Annotated in this window: 17 protein-coding genes, 1 tRNA gene and 1 pseudogene; 5 read left to right on the forward strand and 14 right to left on the reverse strand. The window is 66.8% G+C overall.

Features of this window, described 5'->3' with window-relative positions; all coding sequences use genetic code 11:
• Positions 1–28 precede the first annotated feature (28 nt).
• From VF542_RS07360 to VF542_RS07390, 7 genes are all read right to left on the reverse strand, one after another.
• Complete coding sequence (locus tag VF542_RS07360; protein WP_408651048.1) at positions 29–250, reverse strand: hypothetical protein; 222 nt, start codon at positions 248–250, stop codon at positions 29–31.
• 431 nt (positions 251–681) lie between these two features.
• Entirely contained in the window at positions 682–951 is a 270-nt protein-coding gene (locus VF542_RS07365) for a hypothetical protein (RefSeq protein ID WP_408651049.1), read from the reverse strand.
• A 17-nt stretch (positions 952–968) separates the two neighbouring features.
• The gene (locus VF542_RS07370) at positions 969–3434 is read right to left on the reverse strand and encodes a fibronectin type III domain-containing protein (protein ID WP_408651050.1); all 2466 of its coding nucleotides are present in this window, start codon (positions 3432–3434) and stop codon (positions 969–971) included.
• 481 nt (positions 3435–3915) lie between these two features.
• On the reverse strand, positions 3916–4959 hold the full coding sequence (locus VF542_RS07375; RefSeq protein WP_408651051.1) for a hypothetical protein: 1044 nt from the start codon (positions 4957–4959) through the stop codon (positions 3916–3918).
• Positions 4960–5177: 218 nt separating this feature from the next.
• Positions 5178–6026, reverse strand: a complete 849-nt coding sequence (locus VF542_RS07380) for an SIR2 family NAD-dependent protein deacylase (protein WP_408651052.1) — start codon at positions 6024–6026, stop codon at positions 5178–5180.
• 542 nt (positions 6027–6568) lie between these two features.
• Positions 6569–6886, reverse strand: a complete 318-nt coding sequence (locus VF542_RS07385; protein ID WP_408651053.1) for a hypothetical protein — start codon at positions 6884–6886, stop codon at positions 6569–6571.
• 204 nt (positions 6887–7090) lie between these two features.
• Positions 7091–7336 carry a helix-turn-helix domain-containing protein gene (locus tag VF542_RS07390; protein WP_408651054.1) on the reverse strand — a complete coding sequence of 82 codons (246 nt, stop codon included), beginning with the start codon at positions 7334–7336 and terminating at the stop codon, positions 7091–7093.
• A 162-nt stretch (positions 7337–7498) separates the two neighbouring features.
• On the opposite strand from VF542_RS07390, the gene VF542_RS07395 reads away from it, so the two are divergent.
• Positions 7499–7756: a response regulator transcription factor gene (locus VF542_RS07395; protein ID WP_408651055.1), complete on the forward strand. Its 258-nt coding sequence runs from the start codon at positions 7499–7501 to the stop codon at positions 7754–7756.
• Between the two features lie 1207 nt (positions 7757–8963).
• Here VF542_RS07395 and VF542_RS07400 read toward each other — a convergent pair.
• A tRNA-Met gene (locus VF542_RS07400) sits at positions 8964–9037 on the reverse strand.
• A 92-nt stretch (positions 9038–9129) separates the two neighbouring features.
• Complete coding sequence (locus VF542_RS07405; RefSeq protein WP_408651063.1) at positions 9130–12063, reverse strand: UPF0182 family protein; 2934 nt, start codon at positions 12061–12063, stop codon at positions 9130–9132.
• A 134-nt stretch (positions 12064–12197) separates the two neighbouring features.
• Between VF542_RS07405 and VF542_RS07410 the strand changes: the two genes are divergently transcribed.
• Complete coding sequence (locus tag VF542_RS07410; protein ID WP_408651056.1) at positions 12198–12773, forward strand: PPA1309 family protein; 576 nt, start codon at positions 12198–12200, stop codon at positions 12771–12773.
• Positions 12774–12903: 130 nt separating this feature from the next.
• Here the strand turns inward: VF542_RS07410 and VF542_RS07415 are convergent, their stop codons facing one another.
• Both VF542_RS07415 and VF542_RS07420 read right to left on the reverse strand, forming a co-directional pair.
• Positions 12904–13929 (reverse strand): YlbL family protein, encoded by a 1026-nt coding sequence (locus VF542_RS07415; protein ID WP_408651057.1) that lies wholly within the window; start codon positions 13927–13929, stop codon positions 12904–12906.
• A gap of 36 nt (positions 13930–13965) precedes the next feature.
• Positions 13966–14223, reverse strand: a complete 258-nt coding sequence (locus tag VF542_RS07420; RefSeq protein WP_408651058.1) for a hypothetical protein — start codon at positions 14221–14223, stop codon at positions 13966–13968.
• A 242-nt stretch (positions 14224–14465) separates the two neighbouring features.
• On the opposite strand from VF542_RS07420, the gene VF542_RS07425 reads away from it, so the two are divergent.
• A complete protein-coding gene (locus VF542_RS07425) occupies positions 14466–15914 on the forward strand; it encodes a zinc-dependent metalloprotease (RefSeq protein WP_408651059.1) in 1449 nt (482 codons plus the stop codon).
• On the opposite strand, the pseudogene VF542_RS07430 reads toward VF542_RS07425, so the two are convergent.
• Positions 15899–16426: pseudogene (locus VF542_RS07430) on the reverse strand (M48 family metallopeptidase); the annotation flags it as partial. The gene VF542_RS07425 and the pseudogene VF542_RS07430 sit on opposite strands and share 16 nt — an antisense overlap.
• 264 nt (positions 16427–16690) lie before the next feature.
• Between VF542_RS07430 and VF542_RS07435 the strand changes: the two are divergent.
• Positions 16691–17791, forward strand: a complete 1101-nt coding sequence (locus VF542_RS07435) for a hypothetical protein (protein ID WP_408651060.1) — start codon at positions 16691–16693, stop codon at positions 17789–17791.
• 4 nt (positions 17792–17795) lie between these two features.
• Complete coding sequence (locus VF542_RS07440) at positions 17796–19106, forward strand: ABC1 kinase family protein (RefSeq protein ID WP_408651061.1); 1311 nt, start codon at positions 17796–17798, stop codon at positions 19104–19106.
• 427 nt (positions 19107–19533) lie between these two features.
• Here the strand turns inward: VF542_RS07440 and VF542_RS07445 are convergent, their stop codons facing one another.
• Both VF542_RS07445 and VF542_RS07450 read right to left on the reverse strand, forming a co-directional pair.
• Complete coding sequence (locus VF542_RS07445; RefSeq protein ID WP_408651062.1) at positions 19534–19731, reverse strand: hypothetical protein; 198 nt, start codon at positions 19729–19731, stop codon at positions 19534–19536.
• 107 nt (positions 19732–19838) lie between these two features.
• The gene (locus VF542_RS07450; protein WP_408651064.1) at positions 19839–20126 is read right to left on the reverse strand and encodes a WhiB family transcriptional regulator; all 288 of its coding nucleotides are present in this window, start codon (positions 20124–20126) and stop codon (positions 19839–19841) included.
• Positions 20127–20219 lie beyond the last annotated feature (93 nt).

Raw genomic sequence — 20219 nt, forward strand, 5'->3', positions numbered from 1 at the left:
AGGTATTGAAGTGTAGGATTGACCGTCTTCATGCTGGCCCGGATGGTGGGGTGGTCTCGGTCCAGTAGCCCCAGTTGGCGAAGGTCCCCAGCCCGGTCTCGATCGACACATCCGACCAGCCCGCGCCGCGGCCCCAGTCACACATGTAGACGTCGCCGGCTTCGGCCGAGGTGTAGGCACTGCTCATCGTGACGCTCTGGTAGCTGACTTTGGTTTGTAGCTGGTGCCAGTAGTAGTCGAACATTCGCACGTAGTCCCAGGATTGATAGTGCGGATACCAGCCGATGTTCGCCCCGCCGCCCAGGTCAGGGTAAGGGCCGCCGTTCCAGCAGTCCGCCCTCAGTGGCGCCGACCCAGGTCAAGATCAGCAGGCGGCCCGGTGAACCGAGCAGCGCTTATAGACCTAGATAAGACCGCTATTCGGCGTTTACAGGAATTTGCTAGCGAGATATGTGAGGTCGCATGGCCTCCGTACGAGTTGGTTGGCCTCCGTGCCACTTATCTCCGCCAGGGTGGCAGCAGCGCGAAGGAAGATTCGCTGCGGCAATCCGCCAGGTAGTCAAGCAGAGCGATCTGGCGTGTGAGAGCTGGGGGCAGATTCCCACCGTTGCCTAGGTCGTCCATGCTGCAAACACACGTCCGGAGGTGTTGTACCGTCGCGCCACACGACCGTCCCGGTCGCTATTGGTCGTCTGGTGCTAGATCTACTATGTCACGCTGTATCAGGGAGTAGATCCGAATGGTGTCGCACCGTTCGCGGGCCCAGGCGATCGCTTCCTCACGGGTTCCTTCGAACTCTCCGAGCTGCTGCCTACCACCCCAGACCGCCTGCCAGGTGTCTTCATCGGCGAAATAGACGATAGTGACGGTCGGACTGAAGTCAATCGAGTCAACGTCGTCGGGCTCTTCGGCCCAGCCTGATTCGGGGTGATGAAAGTCTGCGCGGTCCATCGGTTACCTCGTTCGCCTTAGTAATGCCAGCCAGCCGACGCTTTATCGCCGGGCAGATCGGTTAGCGAGCCAAAGCGGTACTGAGCCGAGCTGCCCAGGGTTTTGGTATGCGAGCAGAGGCTGCGGACGTAGAGGTACCAGTAGCCCGGGTAGCCAGGCACGTTCCAGGAGAATTCCGTGACGACGTTGTGGTCGTACATCGTGTTGTTGTAGAAGCTGTAGCCATTGGGGGACCAGCTGACCGAAGTGTCGGGACCGACGACGGCGGTGCTGGGGCTGACTGAGCGCGACTTACGTATCTCGCTACCGCCATGCGGCACCCCTGGTGCGCCGTTGAACATAGCGGCGCTGAACACCACGTTGCGGGTCTGCCCGCTAGCCTTCCAGCGGATGGGTTTGCTGTAGCTGCGGGCACCGGCCAGCTTCCAGGTGATCGAAGCCGTGCCCGTGCCCAGACGGGTGCTGCCCCAACCGTATGTGAAGTCAGCGCTCCACGAAGCCACCAAGTCATCGAGCCGGTTCCAACAGCCGGTTGCCGAGCAGTAGCCCTCCCGCCCAACCATGGCAGAGCTGGGCTGACTGGTGGTCGAGCCGCTGCTGGTGGCCGCGTCGTCGCAGACCCAGCTGCCGACCCGTTGGGCCGGCGCAAGCGCGCACTGCGGGTCTGTCGTCGCTGAGGTCTCGGCCGGCGTACTGGAGATCCCCGCCGGGCTGGCGGTCGCCGTTCCACCATCCGTACCGCTCAGGTCATAGTTGGCGAACAGCGGATCGGTGTTGACCGGTTGGCTGATGTCCTGCATTGCGCAGGTGTCGTCACCGGCTGCGCAGCTGATGGCATCGCCCACCGGGTCGAAATCGCTGCTGGTGCTGACTGCGCTCTGGCCGGCGGCGCTGACGGCGGCGACCTGAGCCGCGTAGCTGTGGTCGGGATTGAGCCCTTGCAGCACGAAGTGCGTGCAGCGGGTGCAACTGCCGAGGTTTTGAGCTGGGCTGGCGGTGGTGCGATCGATCACCCAGAAGGTGAAACCCAGGGTCGGCGCACCGTTGTCCTGCCCGGCTGACCAACTGAGATCTGCCGCGGATGCTCCGGCTGTCACCATCACCCCGCTTGGGGCAGCCGGCGGCGAGCCGATGTTGAAGGTGTAGTCGTTCGGCGGCGAGCGCCGGCCTAGCCGGTCAATGGCGGTCACCGACAAGGTGTGAGCGCCTAGGGCGGTCGGTGGGGTCAGCGTGACCGTCGTCGTGGTGCTCGGGATGGTGACAGCCGGCGCTTGGTCGAGGCTGTAGCTGAAAGAACTGGCCGCCGAACCGGTGCCGCTGTCCGCAATCGAGAAGCTGAAGCTCGAGCCGCCCGGAGCCGACCAGCTCAGCTCCGGGTGAGTCGCGGAGTCTACGACCGGCAACCCCGGTGGCCCGGTGTACCACCCTTCGACGTCGAGGACGATGTCGATCGGGTCGGGTGAGTGGTTGAAAACCTGGATCGTGCCGTCGGGGCCGGGTGGGGCGATGACGAGGTTGCTGCGCAGTCCGTCGCCCGGGGTGAGGTAGACGGAGGAGACGAAGGCGTTGGTTTTGTCGCCGGGGCCGACGGCGACGAAGCCGATGTTCGGTCCGGGGTGAAGCACCTGGAGACCGAGCGCATAGGCGCTGATCCCGTCGGAAGGCAGCGGCACGCCGGCGACGCCGCCGACGGCCACCTTGCGGGTGGCGCTACCCGGGATCTCGACGCTCGGCGAGATCCTCGAGTCGTAGACGCGGGCGGCGGCCGGGGTGAACGCCCCGCCCGCTCCGGCGGTGGCGGTGTAGTAGCCGACGACGTCGACCACCAGGTCGATGGCGGTGCCGGCCGGACCGACCCACAGGTTGAACTGCCCACCGGTGCCGAGGTCCACTGCCGCACCAAGAATGGTGGCGGTGCCCGCCAGGTAGTTCAGCGACACGTTCGCCGGCCTAGCGGCGCCCGTGGGATACGGCGTGAAGTACCCGGCGATGCTGCTGCCCGAGATAGCGGTCAGCATCACGAACACCGCCGAGGCGTCAGCGGGCACGTTCGCCAGGCCGCCGACCTTGATGGTTGTGGTCGAGTTGGGCGCTAGGTCGGCCTGCGGCAGCCCGGCCCCGACCCGGGTATCGACCAACCGGGCCGGGGCCACCGGCACGTACCCGCCCGGCAAGGCCTCACCCGTCCCGGCGGTGTAATAGCCCTGCACCGAAATCAGCACGTTCACCGAGCGCTGTGACAGCAACCGGATCTTGCCGTCCGCGCCAAGAGCGACGATCGAGCTCGCCGAGAACGAGCCGCCGCCGCCGGTGTAAAGCAGCGCCGACGTCGTCACCGCCGCGGTGCCGCTAGCCGCCAGCTGTACATACCCTGACAGCGAGGGGTCGAAGGCGGTGACCGACACCTGCACCGAGGACACGCCGCTGGTGGGCACGCCGGCCAGCCCGGCCACCTGCAGCGGATACCAGGTATAGGCAGCCACCGGACCGGATAGGCCACCGACCCCCGACCGAGTATCGAGCAGTGTGCCCTGGGTTGGCACGAACAAGCCGGCCGCCCCGGTCGCCGTGTCAGCCCTTGCCCGGCTCACCTGCGGTGACACCGAGAGCTGCACAGCGGATAGCACAGCTGCAGTCAATGCCATGATCAGCAGACAGCGCAACAGCGCAGCTCTGCTACCAAGCCGACGCTTCAAACCGATCCCTCGCAGTCAGACAGTCCAACTGCGCAGACAATCGGGCGCTATTGGGCAGGACAATGCTGGGACGGAAGCTAGCAGGCCGCAGTCAGCCCTGCAGACACTTTGGGAGATTTAGGACAGAAATAAGTAGACGGTTCGTCTGTTTATTGCGCTCGGAGGCCGCGCGGCTGCGGCGCGGGTAATGCAGCGTACCGGCTTCGCTGGCCACCCTTCCGTGGGCGAAGCTCCAGCACCGCCGGGCGCTGTCGCTGTCAGCTCCTGCTCAGAGCAGTCCACGTCCGTCGAGCCAATCCAGCCGCCGTCGCTCGCTGGTCGACTCGATAACGGCGAACTCGCGGGTGGGTGCAAACAGCCTCGGTAGCGCCTTTGCAGGAAAGGGGTTGTGGAACAGGACGCTGGTGGTCTTGGTGGGCTCCCACAAAGTGGGGGCGGCCAGATGGCAAACCGCTGACAGTCGCTGATTCTTCCAGCCGGATTTGCCGCCTTGCCGGGCATCCCGGGGGCCAAAGACACCGTCGTTCACTCTCACGTGCTCGACGTCGCCTCTGCCGCCAATGGTGTAACGCACGGCGTTTGCGCCATAGAGGGCGGCGACGAAGTCGTCATCGTCGCAGAAGGCGGCGTGTACCGCCACGATCACCAGGAAGGCAGCTGACCGCAGGTCGTACTTACCGCCGGCCTTCTCCTCCAAACGGTCGCGTAAGCGCTCGGCATCGGTGACCACGCCGCCGGAGGTCCGTCCCGTGCCAACGATCCGGCTCGGTGAGCCGGGTGGCGGGATCTTGTCGGGTGCGATCGGCCAGAACCGCATGGTGACCTGCACGCTTTCATGGCGGTACAGGCGGGTGAACTCACCGAACTCGCCATCGCCGCGAACCGGCGCGCAATGCGGATCGGGCAGGCCACGCAGTTGCTGCCGTACCCAGCGTTCGACTCGAGCCGGTGCTGGATCGCCGGTGCCAGCGGGATTGTCGATTTCGAAGTCCAGGAAGTATCCCAGGGACAGATCAAGCCGGCGGTTCAGCTCGTCAACAAGTCGATTGTGTCGCCGGTCCTCGACTCTCCACTCAGCTTTCTCGAACAGGGAGGCGACTTCGACCGACGCAATCAGCTCCCCCTGCTCGTAGACCCGAAAGTCTGGCCCGGTCCCGTCCTCCTCATACCGCACTGTCCGCCCTGGTCGTGCTAACAGCTGGTGCACGAACAACTCATCTAGGGCCTGCGCATGACTGACGTCATCGGTCGATCGCAGCCGGCGGCCGAAGAGGCCATCCGGGTCGGGAAAGGCGGTGTACCAGTTGTTCACCGCCTCCCGACTGCGCGCGGCCTCCGGGCGTGTCGACGTCAGTAACCAATTGACTCGCGGCTCGGCATGCCCCATGGGTCCCAGTCGCGCCTGGCCTGGTTCAGCAAACAGCATGGCGTCTAACTGGCTTCGATGAATGCCGGGTTGATCCGTTGCAGGAAGTCAGGCAACTGGTTCCAGCCATTCAGCCAGATCGTATTGATATCCATGGACCGAAGTTAGCGCTCTTTCACTGGATCACGACGCCCTTGGACCGTGCAGGAGGCGGGCAAGTTCATGCCATAGACCAGACGAATATCGTCATGTATGAGCCCGAAATTTGGGTCGCTCAAGCTGAATCCGACGAACAGGAACGACGCTTCAACCAGCTCACTGCGCAGCAGACTGAGCATCTCCTTGCGGTCGCTCCGAGCCCGGGCGTAGTCGGTGCGGGTCAGCACGATGGTGTCGGGCTGGTCGATTGACCCGTGCAGCTTGACGAGGTGTCGGGCCGGTTTTTCTGCCCGCCGGGCCAGGAACTGCTGCTCCGATACGCTGACCCGCAGCGGCTGTCCAGCCTGCTGGTAGGCGGCTTCAATGAGCTCGTCGTAGTTCGTGGTAAACAGCAGCGGCAGATTGAGTTCTCTGAGCGCCGTGTGACTCGGAGTTACCTGAATAAAGGGGTGGCGTCCGATGTCGAACTGCTCAAGTAAGAACTCGCGGTAGTTCGCCTCGCCCACGGTTTGGCGGAAGAGCTGGGCGCAGTCGAGCGGACCTTCTTCGCTGAAGAACTTCCGCAACGACACGTGCTCGTGGGACTCGGCGAAACTCGCAAGTTGGCGGAGCATTCGATGGACGAGCCAGGGCCAGAAGGGCAGCGGTAGGTCGTCGTCACCGCTCGACCATCCAAGGTCGATGAGGTCGTGCGGAGGCCATGGCTTGTACTTCTCGTTGTCGAATGTCATCCGACCGCCGGCTCGAGCCGCGCCGAACGACACTCCCGCCCCGAGAAAAACCAACACGCGGCCGCCGTCGCTAATCGCCCCCCCGCAACCGCCGCAACAGGTCAGCATTACCAGGGTGCTCATGCCACGTCGTCATACTTAAAGCCTGGCAGTTAGTTCTGGGAACCGCGGGTTCGGCACGCCGGTGCGCGCTTTCTCAGTCTCCTGAGCGATGGTGGCGAGTGCCCTGCCAGGACCTGGGAGCTTATCCGCAGGCCCTCAGCAGCATGGCTTAGCGGCTCAGTCTGGGACGTACGCCCTGGCCTCGACGATTGAAGTGCCGACCCCCGGAAACGGGTCGGGAGCCCCGGATGCACATAGCTAGTTATCAGCGGTGCGTACCGCTGTCGTTGATCGCCAGCAGGGCCGAATAATGAGCCGGTTTATAGATACCGTAGTAGTCAAAGGGTGGTTGCGATATTTCCTCTAATCCGCCATTATTGCGACGTATCCAGTGGTGACCGGCAGAGTCAGTGAAACCAATTTCAATACCCGGCTGAGCGTGCATTCCACGCCACGTGGCAGGGAATGTAACAGCCCATCTGCCGGGTGGGATATTCAAGAACGCCCTATAGCGATCGAAATTGTGTTCCCCGCCGGGCAGCTTGACATGATCTTCGCCCTGCTTAGGGCCCAGCTCCCTGAGCGATAATGAGCCAAGCGACCGCCTCGTACACCGGCTGGTCTGAGCCGTTTACGACATACATCAAAGTATCGCTGTCGCCACCCATCGCATCACCGGCATACCATGCACTTACCCGCCGGGCTTGGCGACGCCGGTTGGCCGTAGCAGCCTCACGCTTATCCGCCTCACGCGCGCTGCGCTCCTTGCTGACTTGATACAGCGCCAGGCTGACTGCTGCTACGGTGCCTACAGCACCCAACCAGCCCGGCAGATCGCCGAGATGGATGGCGTGGAAGTTGACGCCGCCACCTTTGTTCACGGCCGCATAGTAGCGCCGGGGGCGGCGTGATCAGCTTGACCATTCGCTATCGAGCGTTTCCGGCTGTACTGCGAGGCAGCTGCGGAATCACCCTGACCTGGCGGCACGCGCCGGCGTAGAGCCACCGTAGTGACTGGTCGATCAGCTCGGCGGCCGGCGGCCCAGACGGTGGAAGGAGCGGCTCTCTGGACTGCTGTCAAACCGCTACGGTGGCCCCGGCATGCCGTGTAGCAATTCGCCGGGATCGAGTTCGAGCGCTGCTGCGAGCTTGAGGATGTTGTGCAAGGTGAGGTTGCGCCGCCCGCGCTCGACCTGGCCGACGAACGTCCAGTGCAGTCGGGCGATGTCGGCCAGCGCTTCCTGGCTGAGGCCCAGTTGGTTGCGTCGGGCCCGGACGCGTCGGCCAAACTCGGCCGTGGCGTCGGACAAGGGAGCGGGGGTGGACGGCATGGTCGTACAAGCACATACGTCCCATGTGTGTGAATCCAGAGACGATAAGTCCTAGGCCTTTGCGTCTCATGCATTGCCGTCTTATAGTCTGATCAGCCATCAGATACATGAGAGCCCGCGACCACCATCGCCGCCGGGACAACGAATCCGTCGGAGGCCTGATTGAGTGGCCAACCGCCTGCTGCCGAGTCGCCCACATCACCGGGCGCACCGCTGGACCTTAGTCAGCTCTCACCGCGCGAGATAGATATCGTGCAACGGCTACTTGCCGGTGACCGGGTGCCGCGGATCGCCGACTCGCTGTACCTGGCCCGGAGCACGGTCAGGAACCACTTGTCCTCGGTGTTCCGGAAGTTCGGCGTCAACTCCCAGCAGCAGTTGATCGTGCTGCTGCGGGGCGCGCGGCAAGCAGAGTCGTAGAAGTGATGATGCGGCAGCTGCCAGGGCATGAATCGCTTGTCGCGCGCAATACTAAACGATAGATTCACGACCGCAATAAACGGACAGATTGCCAGTTCGGGGGATGAGGCAGCGATACCCCCCCTCCCGGTGAAATGATCTTGGAGGGGACGGATGCGCGGTACTCCCACTTGCACGCTGCCATCTCGGCGCAACTGGCGGGCTGCCATCGCGCTGCTCAGCCTCGCTCTACCTTTGGCGCTCGCAGGCTGCGCATCGTCCTCGTCTTCGGGCTCGCCTACGTCACCGCCCGCGGCAAGCACCCCGCCCCGCCCCGCCCCAGTGACAGCCCGGGAGCCTTCCAACCAGTCTTCCCACGAGGCACAGCTCGGCCACTGCCAAAGCCCCGACCAGGAGCATTCCCACCCCCAACGGCTCGCTCATTGACGAGATGGGCGGCGCAGACACCAGTGCCGCGCCCGGCCAGACCTACATCGGCACCTACCGCGTAGGCCTGGAAGGCAACGCCAGCTACACCGCCTCATCGACCTCGCCGCCGACGGCGTACTGACCAGGGCCAAGATCCAACAACGCAGCAATGCCATCCATCTCGAACGGGCCCGCATACAAGCCCAACTCGCCGACACCGGCAGCCAGCTCGCGCTCGGTGCCCAACGCCTCCGAGAATCACTCGATCTCGTCGCCGACCCGGCCCGGCTGTACCGCCAGGCACCCGACGACAGCCGCCGCCAACTGAACCAGACCTTCTACCAGCGCTTCTACCTGAACGACGACAACCACGTCACGGTCACCAACGACGTCCTCAACCCGCCCTTCGGCGAGATCCGAGAAGCGTCCTGGGTCTACCAGCGACAGAAGACGCTGGCACTCGGCCAGAGCCGCTCGCCCGATAGCTCTCTGGTTCGCCTAACTGGCCCCGGCAACGACAACGGGCCCGGTCATACGACCGGACCCGTCCAAGATCACCAAACACCGGTACTCGCTGACATTTTTCGGGTCAGTGGTTCGAGTAAGCGTGTCATGGTGGAGCTGAGGGGATTCGAACCCTGGCCCCCTCAATGCGAACAAGGCACCGTATCGCTCTGTGGTGCTTCGTCACGGCCGAGGACGTGCCCTGCCGCCTCGTGGTGAGGGTCACGCCAGGGTCACAACGAGCAAGGCCTCCAGCGCGGTGCGCTGGAGGCCTTGTATCCTGGGACCTACGTTGTAGCGGGGACAGGATTTGAACCTGCGACCTCTGGGTTATGAGCCCAGCGAGCTACCGAGCTGCTCCACCCCGCGTCGGTAGGTCCAACACTACCTGCCGCTCATCCCCCCGCCAAATCGGGGCCGGGCAGCGTGCCCGGCCCCGGTCCAGCACCAAGACCCCCCAGCTAGGACGGCGAGGACGACGGCTTCGGCGTCGGCTTGGTGGGCGTCGCCGACTGGGCCTTGAGGTAGGCGTTGGTCAGCCGCTGCACCTCCGCCTGGGCCTGGCCGATGGCTGCGAAGTCACCGCTGCGGTAGGCGGCCTGCAGCCTGGTCAGGGCGGTGTTCAGCTGCTGCAGCACCTGGGCCTGGCTGCCGGTCACCGGTGGGCTGGTCGGCTCGACGCTGGGCGAGGACGACGCCGGCGGCGACGTCGACGGGGTCGGGCTGCTGCTGTTGTTCTGGCCGCCGGAACTCCCGTCGATCAGGGACGCCCCGACCGAGCCCTTGCTGAGGTTCGCCAGGGCGTCGGCGAGGTTTCCGGCGTAACCGATCTTGTCCCCGTAGGCCACCAGCACTCGCTGCAGGATCGGGTAGCCGGTGGAGCCCGAGGCCTGCACGTACAGCGGCTCGACGTAGAGGAACGACTCGCCGATCGGCAGGGTCAGCAGGTTGCCGTGGATGACCTGGGACCCGCCGGAGTCCAGCAGCGAGATGTCCTTGGAGATGGTCGCGTTGGAGCTGAAGGTGTTGGCAAGCTGCTCGGGACCCTGGATGACCGTGCCGCTGGGCACCTGGAGCACGGTCATCTTGCCGTAGTTGGGCCCGGGGTCACTGTTGACGGTGATGTAGGCCGCCAGGTTGGTGCTGTTGTTGACCTTCATCGGGGTGGTCAGCTGGAACTGCGGCCGGCCGCCGTGGCTGCCGGGGGCGCTGGCGAGCACGTAGTACGGCGGCTGGGCGACGGCCGAGTCCAGGTACGGATCGTTCGGGACGGTCCACTTGTCGGCCACGTTGTAGAAGTCCCGAGGGCTGTCCATGTGGTACTGCTCGATCGCCTTGCGCTGTACCTCGAACAGGTCCTGCGGGTAGCGGACGTGGGCCAGCACGCTGCCCGGCATCGTGTTCTGCTTCTGCACCAGGTTCGGGAAGACCTTCATCCAGGTCTTGAGCACCGGGTCCTTCTCGTCCCAGGCGTACAGGGTGACCTTGCCGGAGTAGGCGTCCACCGTGGCCTTGACCGAATTGCGGATGTAGTTGACCTGGCTGTCGGCCTGCGACGCGGTCCGGTTGGTCGCGGTCAGCGAGTCGGTGGTCAGGTCCGACAGGTTCTGCCGCTCGGAATACGGGTAGTTCGCGATCGTGGTGTAGGCATCGACGATCCACTGGACCCGCCCGTCGATCACCGCCGGGTACGGGTCGCCGTCGACGGTCAGGAACGGCGCGACCTTCTCCACCCGTTGCCGCGGGTTCCGGTCGAACATGATCTTGGCGCCCTTGGCGCTGGCCGCGTCGTTGAGCAGGAAGTTGGTCTCGCGGTACTTGATGCCGAAGGCCAGCCGCTTGAAGATGTTCGACAGCGGCACCCCGCCGCTGCCCGCGTAGGTGGTCTTGACGTCCGCGCCGTCGTACTCGCGCGGTGACCCGGCGGCCCCGACGATCGAGTAGCTGGGCAGCAGTTCGCCGTAGTACACCTGCGGCGTGCTGAGGTCCAGCGGCCCCTTCGGGGGGATGTCGCCCTCGCTGAACTCCTTGGTGTTGGTCACGTCGCTGCTGGCCGCGGCCGCCGCGAAACCGTAGCCGTGGGTGTAGAAGGTGTGCGCGTTGATCCAGTTGGTCTGGTTGCCGGTCAGCTTGCTCTGGTCCAGCTCACGGACGCCGACGACGTAGTCCAAGCGCTGGCCGTCCACCTCGTAGCGGTCGATGTCCAGCTTGGTGGGAAAGCCGTACTGGTTGCGCAACTGCTGGAACTTGCTGAACGTCGGTGACACCACGTTCGGGTCGAGGATGCGCAGGTTGGACACGGTGGGGTCGGTGGAGGTCAGGGCGTCGTTGTCGGGCCTGGCCGTCACCGAGTAGTGCTGGTAGGTGACGTTGCCGCCGTCCTCGGCCTTGACGATGCCGTAGGCCTGCCGGGTCGCCTCGATATTCCTGCCGATGTACGGGACTTCCTTCTCGCTGGCGTTCGGCTTGACCGTCACCTGCTGCACGATCGCCGGGTAGATCCCGTTGATCCCGATCGAGAGGATCAGCAGCACCACGAAGGAGATGATCGGGATCTGGGCGCTCTTGAGCCACAGGCTGGCAAGCACCGCCAGCGCGATCAGCACCGCCACCCAGAACAGGATGGTCTTGGCCGGCAGCGAGGCATTGACGTCGGTGTAGGAGGCGCCGGTGACCTTGCCGCGGCCCGAGAACACCAGGCCGTAGCGGTCCAGCCAGTAGGCGCAGGCCTTCAGCACGATGAAGAAGAACACCAGCAGGGTGACGTGCCTGCGGGCGGAGATGGTGAGCTTCGGGCCCGGCGTGGCGATCCGGAAGGCGCCGAAGACGTAGTGCACCGCCAGGCTCAGCAGCAGCGAGAACACCACCGCGTTGAAGGCCAGCCCCAGCAGCAGCCGGTAGGCCGGGTAGTCCCAGGCGAAGAAGGAGATGTCGCGATGGAACTGCGGGTCCTGGACGCCGAAGGACTCGCCGTTGCGCCACAGCTGCCAGGTCTTCCAGTTGCTCTGGGCCGACATGCCGGCCGCCAGGAAGATCAGCGCCACCAGCGCCCCGAAGATCAGCCGCTTCCTCGGCTCCAGGGCCACCCGGTACCGCTCCAGGTTCTCCTGCTCCTGCGAGATCGGCCGGAACGGCGGGCGCATCCGGTAGGCCAGGAAGACGTTTGCCCCGATGATCAGGGCCATCGCCAGGCCCACCGTGGCGAACAGCGCGATCCGGGTCCACAGGATGGTGCTGAACACGCCGCGGTAGCCGACTTCGCCGAACCACAACCAGTTGGTGTACACGCGTACCAGCGAGCCGAGGACCGACAGCAGTACGAAGAGCGAGATCAGAACTCCGATCACGATCTTTCCACGCCGCGACACCCGGATGCTCGGCATATCAGGCCGCATGGCCACGAGGTTCTCCTTACCTGCGTCCAGCCCGGACAGCTCCGCACCGGCTGGCCTGGAACGGTCCCGATCTTGTCCTTTCACAGCAACGTACCGAGCCGGGCGCTGGTTCCGGCGGATGGCACGATCTAGTCATGCCTGAAGACGAATCAGCAGCCGGCCCCACCGCCCAGCCCGAGCAGATCCTGCTCGAAGCCGTCACGGTCGAGATCGAAGCCTACGTGGGCCTGGCCGGCTGGGACCTGCCACCGGCACTGTTCGCGCTGGTGCCGACCAGGGTGCTGGCGGCCGATCCGGCCGCCGCGGCTGCCCTGGGCAACGCGGTGGCCGGCGATCCGTCGGAGATTGCCGCCGAGTCGATCACCCCGGTGGCCCAGGAGGAGTTGCCCGAAGGGCCACTGGATGAGGCGCTGGCCCAGATCGGCTGGCCGGAGGAGGTGGTCGGCTGCGCCCTGAGCCAGGAGATCGTCCTGCTGCCGCCGTCGGCCGAACCGGACCTGGACGACCTTGCGATCGAGTCGGTGGCCGGCGCCGCGCTGGAGCACCCCGACCGCCGGGAGGCCCGGCTGGTGGTGGCGGTGCTGCGCGACGGCCGGTCGGCGAGCATCCTGCGGCTGCGGGGCACTGCCGAGACCGGCGACGACCTGCTGACCGGGCCGGACCTGGCCCCCAACCTGGTCGCGGCGCTGAGCGCCACCCTGGCCGACTGAGTTGCAGCCTTCCGGCAGGACTGGGTTGCAGCCTTCCGGCAGGACTGGGCTACAGCCTTCCGGCAGGACTGGGCTACTGCGTTTCGGCAGGACTGGGCTACGGCCCTCGAAAGCTAGCAACTTCCGGTAGCTAGCAGTGGGCCACCGCCGCGCCGCTGGCCTGGGCGTCCAGGTTGGCGATCGCGTCGTGCAGGGTCGTCACCTTGATGACCTCGAGCCCTGACGGGACATTGCCCCGGACCTCCGTGCAGTTGGCCTCCGGAGCCAGGAACAGCGTGGCCCCGGCTCGCTGCGCGGCGATCATCTTCAGCGCGATGCCGCCGATCGGGCCGACCTTGCCGGACGGTTCGATGGTGCCGGTACCGGCGATGAACCTGCCGTGGGTCAGGTCGTGGGTACTGATCTTGTCGATGATGCCGAGTGAGAACATCAACCCGGCCGAGGGCCCGCCGATGCCGGTCAGGCTCAGGGTGACCTGGAAGGGCAGCAGGCAGCCCTGGATGATGGTGATGCCGATCCGCGGCGTGGTGCTGTCGGCGGCCGGTGACTGCAGCACCAGGGTGGCCCGGACCTGCTTGCCCGCCCGCTGCATCACCGCCGGCAGCCGGTCACCGGCCTGCCGGGTCGCCAGGATCTTGCGCAGCCCCGTGTCGTCGGTGATGCGGGTGCCGGCCACCGACACGAACTGGTCACCGCCCTTGAGCACGCCCGCGTTCGGCGAATCCGCCGCCACCGAGTTCACCCCGAGCCCCTTGGGGTAGCCGAGTTCGCAACCGGCCGCCTCGACGGCGTTCTGCTGGGACACCAGGAAGTCCTGGGAGTTCTGTTCCTCCTGCTCCTGCTGCGACGTGCCCGGCGGGTACAGGCTGTCGTGCGGCACCACCACCTCGTCATGCCGCAGCCAGCCGCGCACCGCGCCCAGGATGGTGGTGTTCTGGGTGTCGGCGGACACCGTCATCAGGTTCAGATTCCCGGTCGTCGGAGTGACCGGATGCCCGCTGATGGCGATGATGTCCTTGCCGCCGTCCTTGCCGAGGGTGTTGAACGTCGGTCCGGGGCTCTCGACGAGGTAGGGCACCCGCATGCCGAAGCTGAGGATGCCCAGCACCAGGCACAGGACGGCACCGACGATGAGGGTGCGCAACTGACGAGACATTGCGATCACAGTAGTCGTCGGACCGGCCCAAACGGATCAGTTCACGACCGGCTGTCCGGAACCGTCGAGGACCGGCTGATGCGGGGCGACCTGCGCGGTGCCGGACGGGCTGCCGGACGGGTTCAGCCCCACCGGCGGTTGCTGCGCAAGAGCCCGCAAGAGCGCCTGATGCTCGGAGATCGCATCCGCGCGGCGGCGGCGACGACCGGTCTCGGCCGGAGTTCGCCACCAGATCACGATCGCGCCCAGCGCAGTGCTGGCAACCGGAGCCAGCAACCACCACACCCATGCCATGGGTCGCACGGTAGGCGGCCCGGCCCGCCCTGCCGCGGACGCGCGCCGGAGCTCGTCGCGTCAGGACGCGCCGGAGCTGCGCGGGTCGATGCGCATGCGCCGGAGTTCTCGCATCCGAGCGCGGCCGAAACTCGCCACCCGCGCGGTCCGGTCCCCTCTCGGCCGGTGCCGCGTTCGCTGCTGGCGCACTCGGTTGGGGCACTGCCACTGCGCATCAGGCGTTGGAGGATAACGTGACTGGTATGAGCAACTTCGGATTCGGATTCGGGCAGTTCGGCAACGAGCCAGGCCGTGATCCAGATGACCTGGCGGGCAAGATCCCGTTGTTCGCGGAGTTGCAGCGGCTGCTGTCCAGCTCCGGCGGGCCGGTGAACTGGGACCTGGCCCGGCAGCTGGCCATTTCGAGCCTGGCGGCCCAGCACCGCAGGATAGGACCGGCCGACAAGGCCGCCGTCGCTGACGCCCTGCGGCTTGCTGACCTGTGGCTCGACGGTGCCACCGACCTGCCATCGGGCATCACCACCGCTGAAGCCTGGAGCCAGGTCGATTGGGTGGAGAAGACGATCGGCACCTGGGCGGCGCTGTGTGATCCGGTGGCCAGCCGGGTGGTCACCGCGATGTCGAGCGCGATTCCTCCCGAGGTGGCGGCGCAGGCCGGGCCGATGGCGCCGATGATGGCTCAGCTCGGCGGCATGATGTTCGGTGCCCAGCTCGGGCAGGGCATCGCGGCGCTCGCGGATGAGGTCGTCTCCTCGACCGAGGTCGGGCTGCCGCTGGGGCCCAGCGGAACCGGTGCGCTGGTGGTGGCCAACCTCGACGCGCTGGCCGAGGGGCTCCAACGTCCGGTTGCCGACGTCAGGCTCTTCATGGCCCTGCGGGAGGCGGCCCATCACCGGCTGTTCAGCCACGTGCCCTGGCTGCGCCAGCAGCTGATCGAAGCCGTGGACGCCTACGGTCGCGGCATATCCATCGATCCCGACGCGATCTCTGCCGCGCTCAACGACATCGACCCGAGCAACCCCGAGTCGATGCAGAACGCGCTGACCGGCGGGTTGTTCGAACCGCAGAACACCGAGGCCCAGAATGTCGCGCTGCGCCGGCTGGAGACGCTGCTGGCACTGATCGAGGGTTGGGTCGACGCCGTGGTCAGCCAGGCGGCCGGCGACCGGATGCCCGGAGGGCAGGCGCTGACCGAGGCCATGCGGCGCAGGCGTGCCTCTGGCGGGCCCGCCGAACAGACGTTCGCCGCGCTGGTGGGCCTGGAACTGCGCCCCCGGCGATTGCGCGATGCCGCCGAACTGTGGGCGGCGATGTACCGGTTGCACGGCACCTCGACCCGGGATGGCCTATGGAACCATCCGGACCTGCTTCCCAGCGCTGAGGATCTCGATGACCCGATGGGATTCGCGGCCGAGCACGGCGCCTCTCACGGTCTGGAGATGCCGGAGCTTGACGACCCCGATCTCGCCACGTTCAAGCCCGCGGACAAGACGGCCGACGACGAAGCCGGCCGCGGCGAGGCGGCGGCTGAGGCCGCTACACCGGAACCGGGCAGCGCGGAGCCCGGCAGCCTGGTGGACGAGCCTGGCACGGCCCAGCCCGGCGATGACAGGCCGTCCACAGAGTCGAAGCCGTCGGCCGACCCACCATCCAGCTCCGGCGAGTCGCACACCGACAGCTCCGGCAGCTGAGCGGCTGCCGCGACCCCTTCCAGGAACCCGCGGGCGCGTTCGGTGCGCGGATAACGCTCGGCCCACGCCCAGAAGGCCCGGCCGTGCCCTGGCTCCAGCAGATGGCACAGCTCGTGCACCAGGACGTAGTCGATGACCCAGGAAGGCATCGACTGCAACCGGTGTGACAGCCGAATGGTCCCGTCACCGGTGGTGCACGAACCCCAGCGATGGTTCATGTTGGTCACCCAGCGGACGCTGAAGGGCTGCGGCCGCCCGTCGAGATAGGTGGTGGACAGCTGACGGGCGCGGTTGAGCAGGTGACTGTCACCGGCCCGCGGCCCGGCCTTGGCCGTCCTGGCCTCGCGACGGGTGACCCGCTCGACCATTTCGACGATCAGGCGCCGCTCCTCGGCTTTGCTGGTGCGAGCGGGTATCAAGATGATGATCTTGTCGCCATCTCGGTAGGCGGACACGGTGCGACGGCGCCGCGCACTTCTCCGGACCTCGATCGGCGGTGATGGATCGACCATGCCCGTCACCCTAAGCCGCCGCAGTGACAACAACCGCCGATGACGGGGCGTTTGTGGAAAGTTTGATCGGGGCTCCCGGGGATGTCCCGGCACATCTGTGCACTGATTGGCACGGGCTTATCCACAATCTGTCAACGACGCCTCGGCGCGTCGTCCCAAGGTTATCCACACCTCGCTCCACAAGTGTGGATACGAAGTTGAGGGTTTGGCGCCCTGTGGATAGGAATCCGTCGGTGTCGGCCAGGTGTGCCAGCGTTCCTCGCCATGACACCGCAGCAGCTTTCCATCCCCGCCGGCCGGCCGGGCGGCAGCCCCCCGGCCGGCTCTCGCATCGCCCGGCGGGTGAACCGCGCTGCCGTCGTGCTGTGGCGGTCACGGCGGGTGGTCCAACTCGAACTCGGCACTCGCCGGATCATCGTGGAGAACGTCGAGCCGGAGCAGCTGGCGGCGCTGCTGGGGCGCGCCGGCGGCGGCGCCCGTCCGGCGGCGCCCGACGACTGGCCGGACGGGTCGGCCGAACTCGCCGCGGTGCTGGACGAGGCCGGGTTCCTGACCGACGCGGAGCCGCAGTCCGGGCAGCCGTTCCTGACGCCGGCTCGGCTGACGGCTGAGTTCGGTGTGCTGACGGCCCGCTATGCAGACGCGGCACAGTCGGTGCTGCAGGCCCGCCGGGCGGCTGCTGTCGCGGTCCACGGCCCATCCAGGGTGGCGACCTCGGTGGCCGCCACCTTCGCCGCCGCCGGCGTGGGCTGGATCCAGTTGGTGCACAGCGGTGAGGTGTCAGCCGCCGACGCCTGTCCCGGCGGTGTGACGGCCGCCGACGAGGGCCGCAGGTTCGCCGTCGCGGCCGAGGAGGCGGTTCGCCGGTATGCCCCCGACGTGCAGACCGGCCCCATTCCGCCGGAGTCCACCGACCTGGTCGTGCTCACCGACCCCGCGCCGGTGGACACCTCGCTGCGCTCGGCCCTGCATCAAGACCGGGTGCCCCACCTACGGGCCAGCGTGGACGGCCAGCGGGGGATCATCGGCCCGCTCGTGCTACCCGGGCGCAGCAGCTGCCTGCAGTGTGCCGATCTGCACCGGACCGACCGTGATCCGGCCTGGCCGGCGCTTGCGGTGCAACTCGCCGCCCGGCCGCGCCGCCGGGTCAGTTCCGACGTCGCTCTGTGCGTGGCAACGGTGGGTGTGGCGGTCGGGCAGGCCTTGGCCTACCTGGACCGCCAACGGCCGGCCACTATCGGAGCAAGCCTGGAATGGGAGCTGCCGGACTGGCGGTTGCGCCGCCGGAGCTGGCCCGCTCACCAGGGTTGTGACTGCGGCGCCGCAAGCCCAGCCAACCCAGACACGACGGACACGGCAGAATAGAGCCGTGACCGATATCCCGCAGCGCGGTGTGGCCCGCACGGCCCGGCTGGCCAGTTTGCCGCTGGGCGTCGCCGGTCGGGCGACCGTGGGCCTAGGCAGGCGCCTCACCGGTCAATCGCCTGAAGACGTCCAGGCAGACCTCGCCCAGCGCACCGCCGAGCAGCTGTTCGCGGTCCTGGGCCAGCTCAAGGGCGGCGCGATGAAGTTCGGCCAGGCGCTGTCGGTCTTCGAGGCCGCGCTTCCCGAGGCATCGGCCGCGCCCTACCGGGAGGCGCTCACCCGCCTGCAGGAGGCCGCTCCGCCGATGGCGCCGGCCACCATGCACCGGGTGCTCGACGAGCAGTTCGGCACGTCGTGGCGCGCACGGTTCAGTTCCTTCGACGACGTACCGGCCGCAGCCGCGTCGATCGGGCAGGTCCATCGCGCGGTATGGGCGGACGGTCGCGAGGTGGCGGTCAAGATCCAGTACCCCGGTGCCGGGCCGGCGCTGATGGCCGACTTCAACCAGCTGTCCCGCTTCGCCAAGGTCTTCGGCATGATCTCCCCCGGCCTGGACGTCAAACCGCTGCTCGCGGAGTTGAAGGCGCGGGTCAGCGAGGAGCTGGACTACACGCTGGAGGCCGCTGCCCAGCGCCAGTTCGTCGCGGCCTACGAGGGTGATCCCGACATCGTCGCGCCGCGGGTGGTCGCCAGCGCACCCAAGGTGGTGGTGAGCGAGTGGCTGGAAGGCACACCGCTGTCGAAGATCATCGCCACCGGAACCCAAGAGCAGCGAGACCGGGCCGGCCGGCTGCTGGCGCTGCTGCACTTCTCGGCCCCGCAGCGCTGCCAACTCCTGCACGCCGACCCGCATCCTGGCAACTTCAGGCTGCTCGAGGACGGCCGGATCGGGGTACTGGACTTCGGCGCCATGGCCCGGCTACCCCATGGCACACCGGAGCCGCTCGGGCGGATCACCCGGCTCGTGCTGGAGGGGGACACCGAAGCGGTCATGGCCGCGATGCTCGCCGAGCGATTCATCCGCCCGGGCTTGAGCATCGACGCCGAGAAGGTGATGGACTACCTGCGCCCGATCCTCGAGCCGGTGGCCCAGCCGGAGTTCACGTTCACCCGCGAATGGATGCGGGAGCAGGCCCAGCGCATCGGCGACCCGCGAAATGAGGCCGCCCGAGTCGGCCGGCTGCTGAACCTGCCGCCGGAATACCTGCTGTTGCACCGGGTGACCCTGGGTTCCATCGGGGTGCTCTGCCAGCTCGGGGCTCGAGCGCCGTACCGCCAGATCGCCGAGACCTGGCAGCCCGGTTTCGCCAGGTAGCTCCAGCGCACCAGGTACTGCGGGCACCAGGTTGTTCGCGGACCGGGTGTCTCCGGCCGGGTCACCACCATTCCGGCTCCAATTTTGCTTCCAGGGACCGGACGTTGTCCCGAGCGCAGTGAGGGCAGGTCCAGCTGCGCCGGTCGCCGTTGGTGTCCAGCACCCAGGTCAGGGGCGGATCGCCTTCCGCTGCGGTCGCGGTCCGTCCGCAGATCTGGCAGGTCACCGGTCGTTGAGTCACAGTTCATTGTCAGCGCGCCGCGAGCCCAGCGGGAAGTCACCACACCGGGCGTCGAAGTATGCCGTCGAGAGATCCGCGGCGGGTCTCGCCGGCCAGGTATCGCTGACTGGTACCGCCGGCGACCAGCCGCCGGTGTGACAGCTGGCTGACCGGCAGCCGGAACACCGGCTGCCGGTCAGGTCCAGCTCATCCCGCCAGCTGGTAGTCAGCCATCAACTGCTCGGCCAACCGCCGCTCGGAACGGACGGCCCGGCTGGCGGAGTAGGCCGCCAACCGGTCCCAGCGCCGCGCCCGCACAAGGTGCTGGGAAAGCCTGCGCTGTGCCGCTGAGACCGTCTGCTCATGCATTCGCTCACGGGCGAGTGCTTCATACATCGTGTACATCTGACTGACTCCTTGGGTGTTGTCCGCGTTCATGGATCCGATCCGCCTGGCGGACCGGTGGTTCAGGGGCCAGCAGCGGGCCGGTTACCCGGCCACTACACCCCTTCTCAGGCGGCGACCACGTTCTTGCGTGGCCGGCCGCGTGGCCGCTTGCGGGCGATGACGGCTCCCTGACTGAAGATCTCGCCGCCCCAGACGCCCCAGGGCTCTCGGCGGTCCAGTGCCCCCGCGAGGCATCCGGCCCGCACCGGGCACAGAGCGCACAGTGCCTTGGCCTGTTCCAGCTCCGTCGGCGACTCGGCGAACCAGAGGTCGGCATTGAGCGACCGGCAGGGCAGGTCGTCGATGTCGGCGCCGAAGGCCGGGTCGACCGTGACAGCCAATGGCTCACAGATCGAGATAGCAGCCGGCTGTTCGGCCACAACCCACGGTTGCGTCTGCTGCTCCGTCAGAGTGGCAGTGGCAAACACGTCGGGTCACCTCCTACT

It is taken from the genome of Jatrophihabitans sp., assembly GCF_036389215.1.
In the GTDB taxonomy this organism is placed as follows: Bacteria; Actinomycetota; Actinomycetes; order Mycobacteriales; family Jatrophihabitantaceae; genus Jatrophihabitans_A.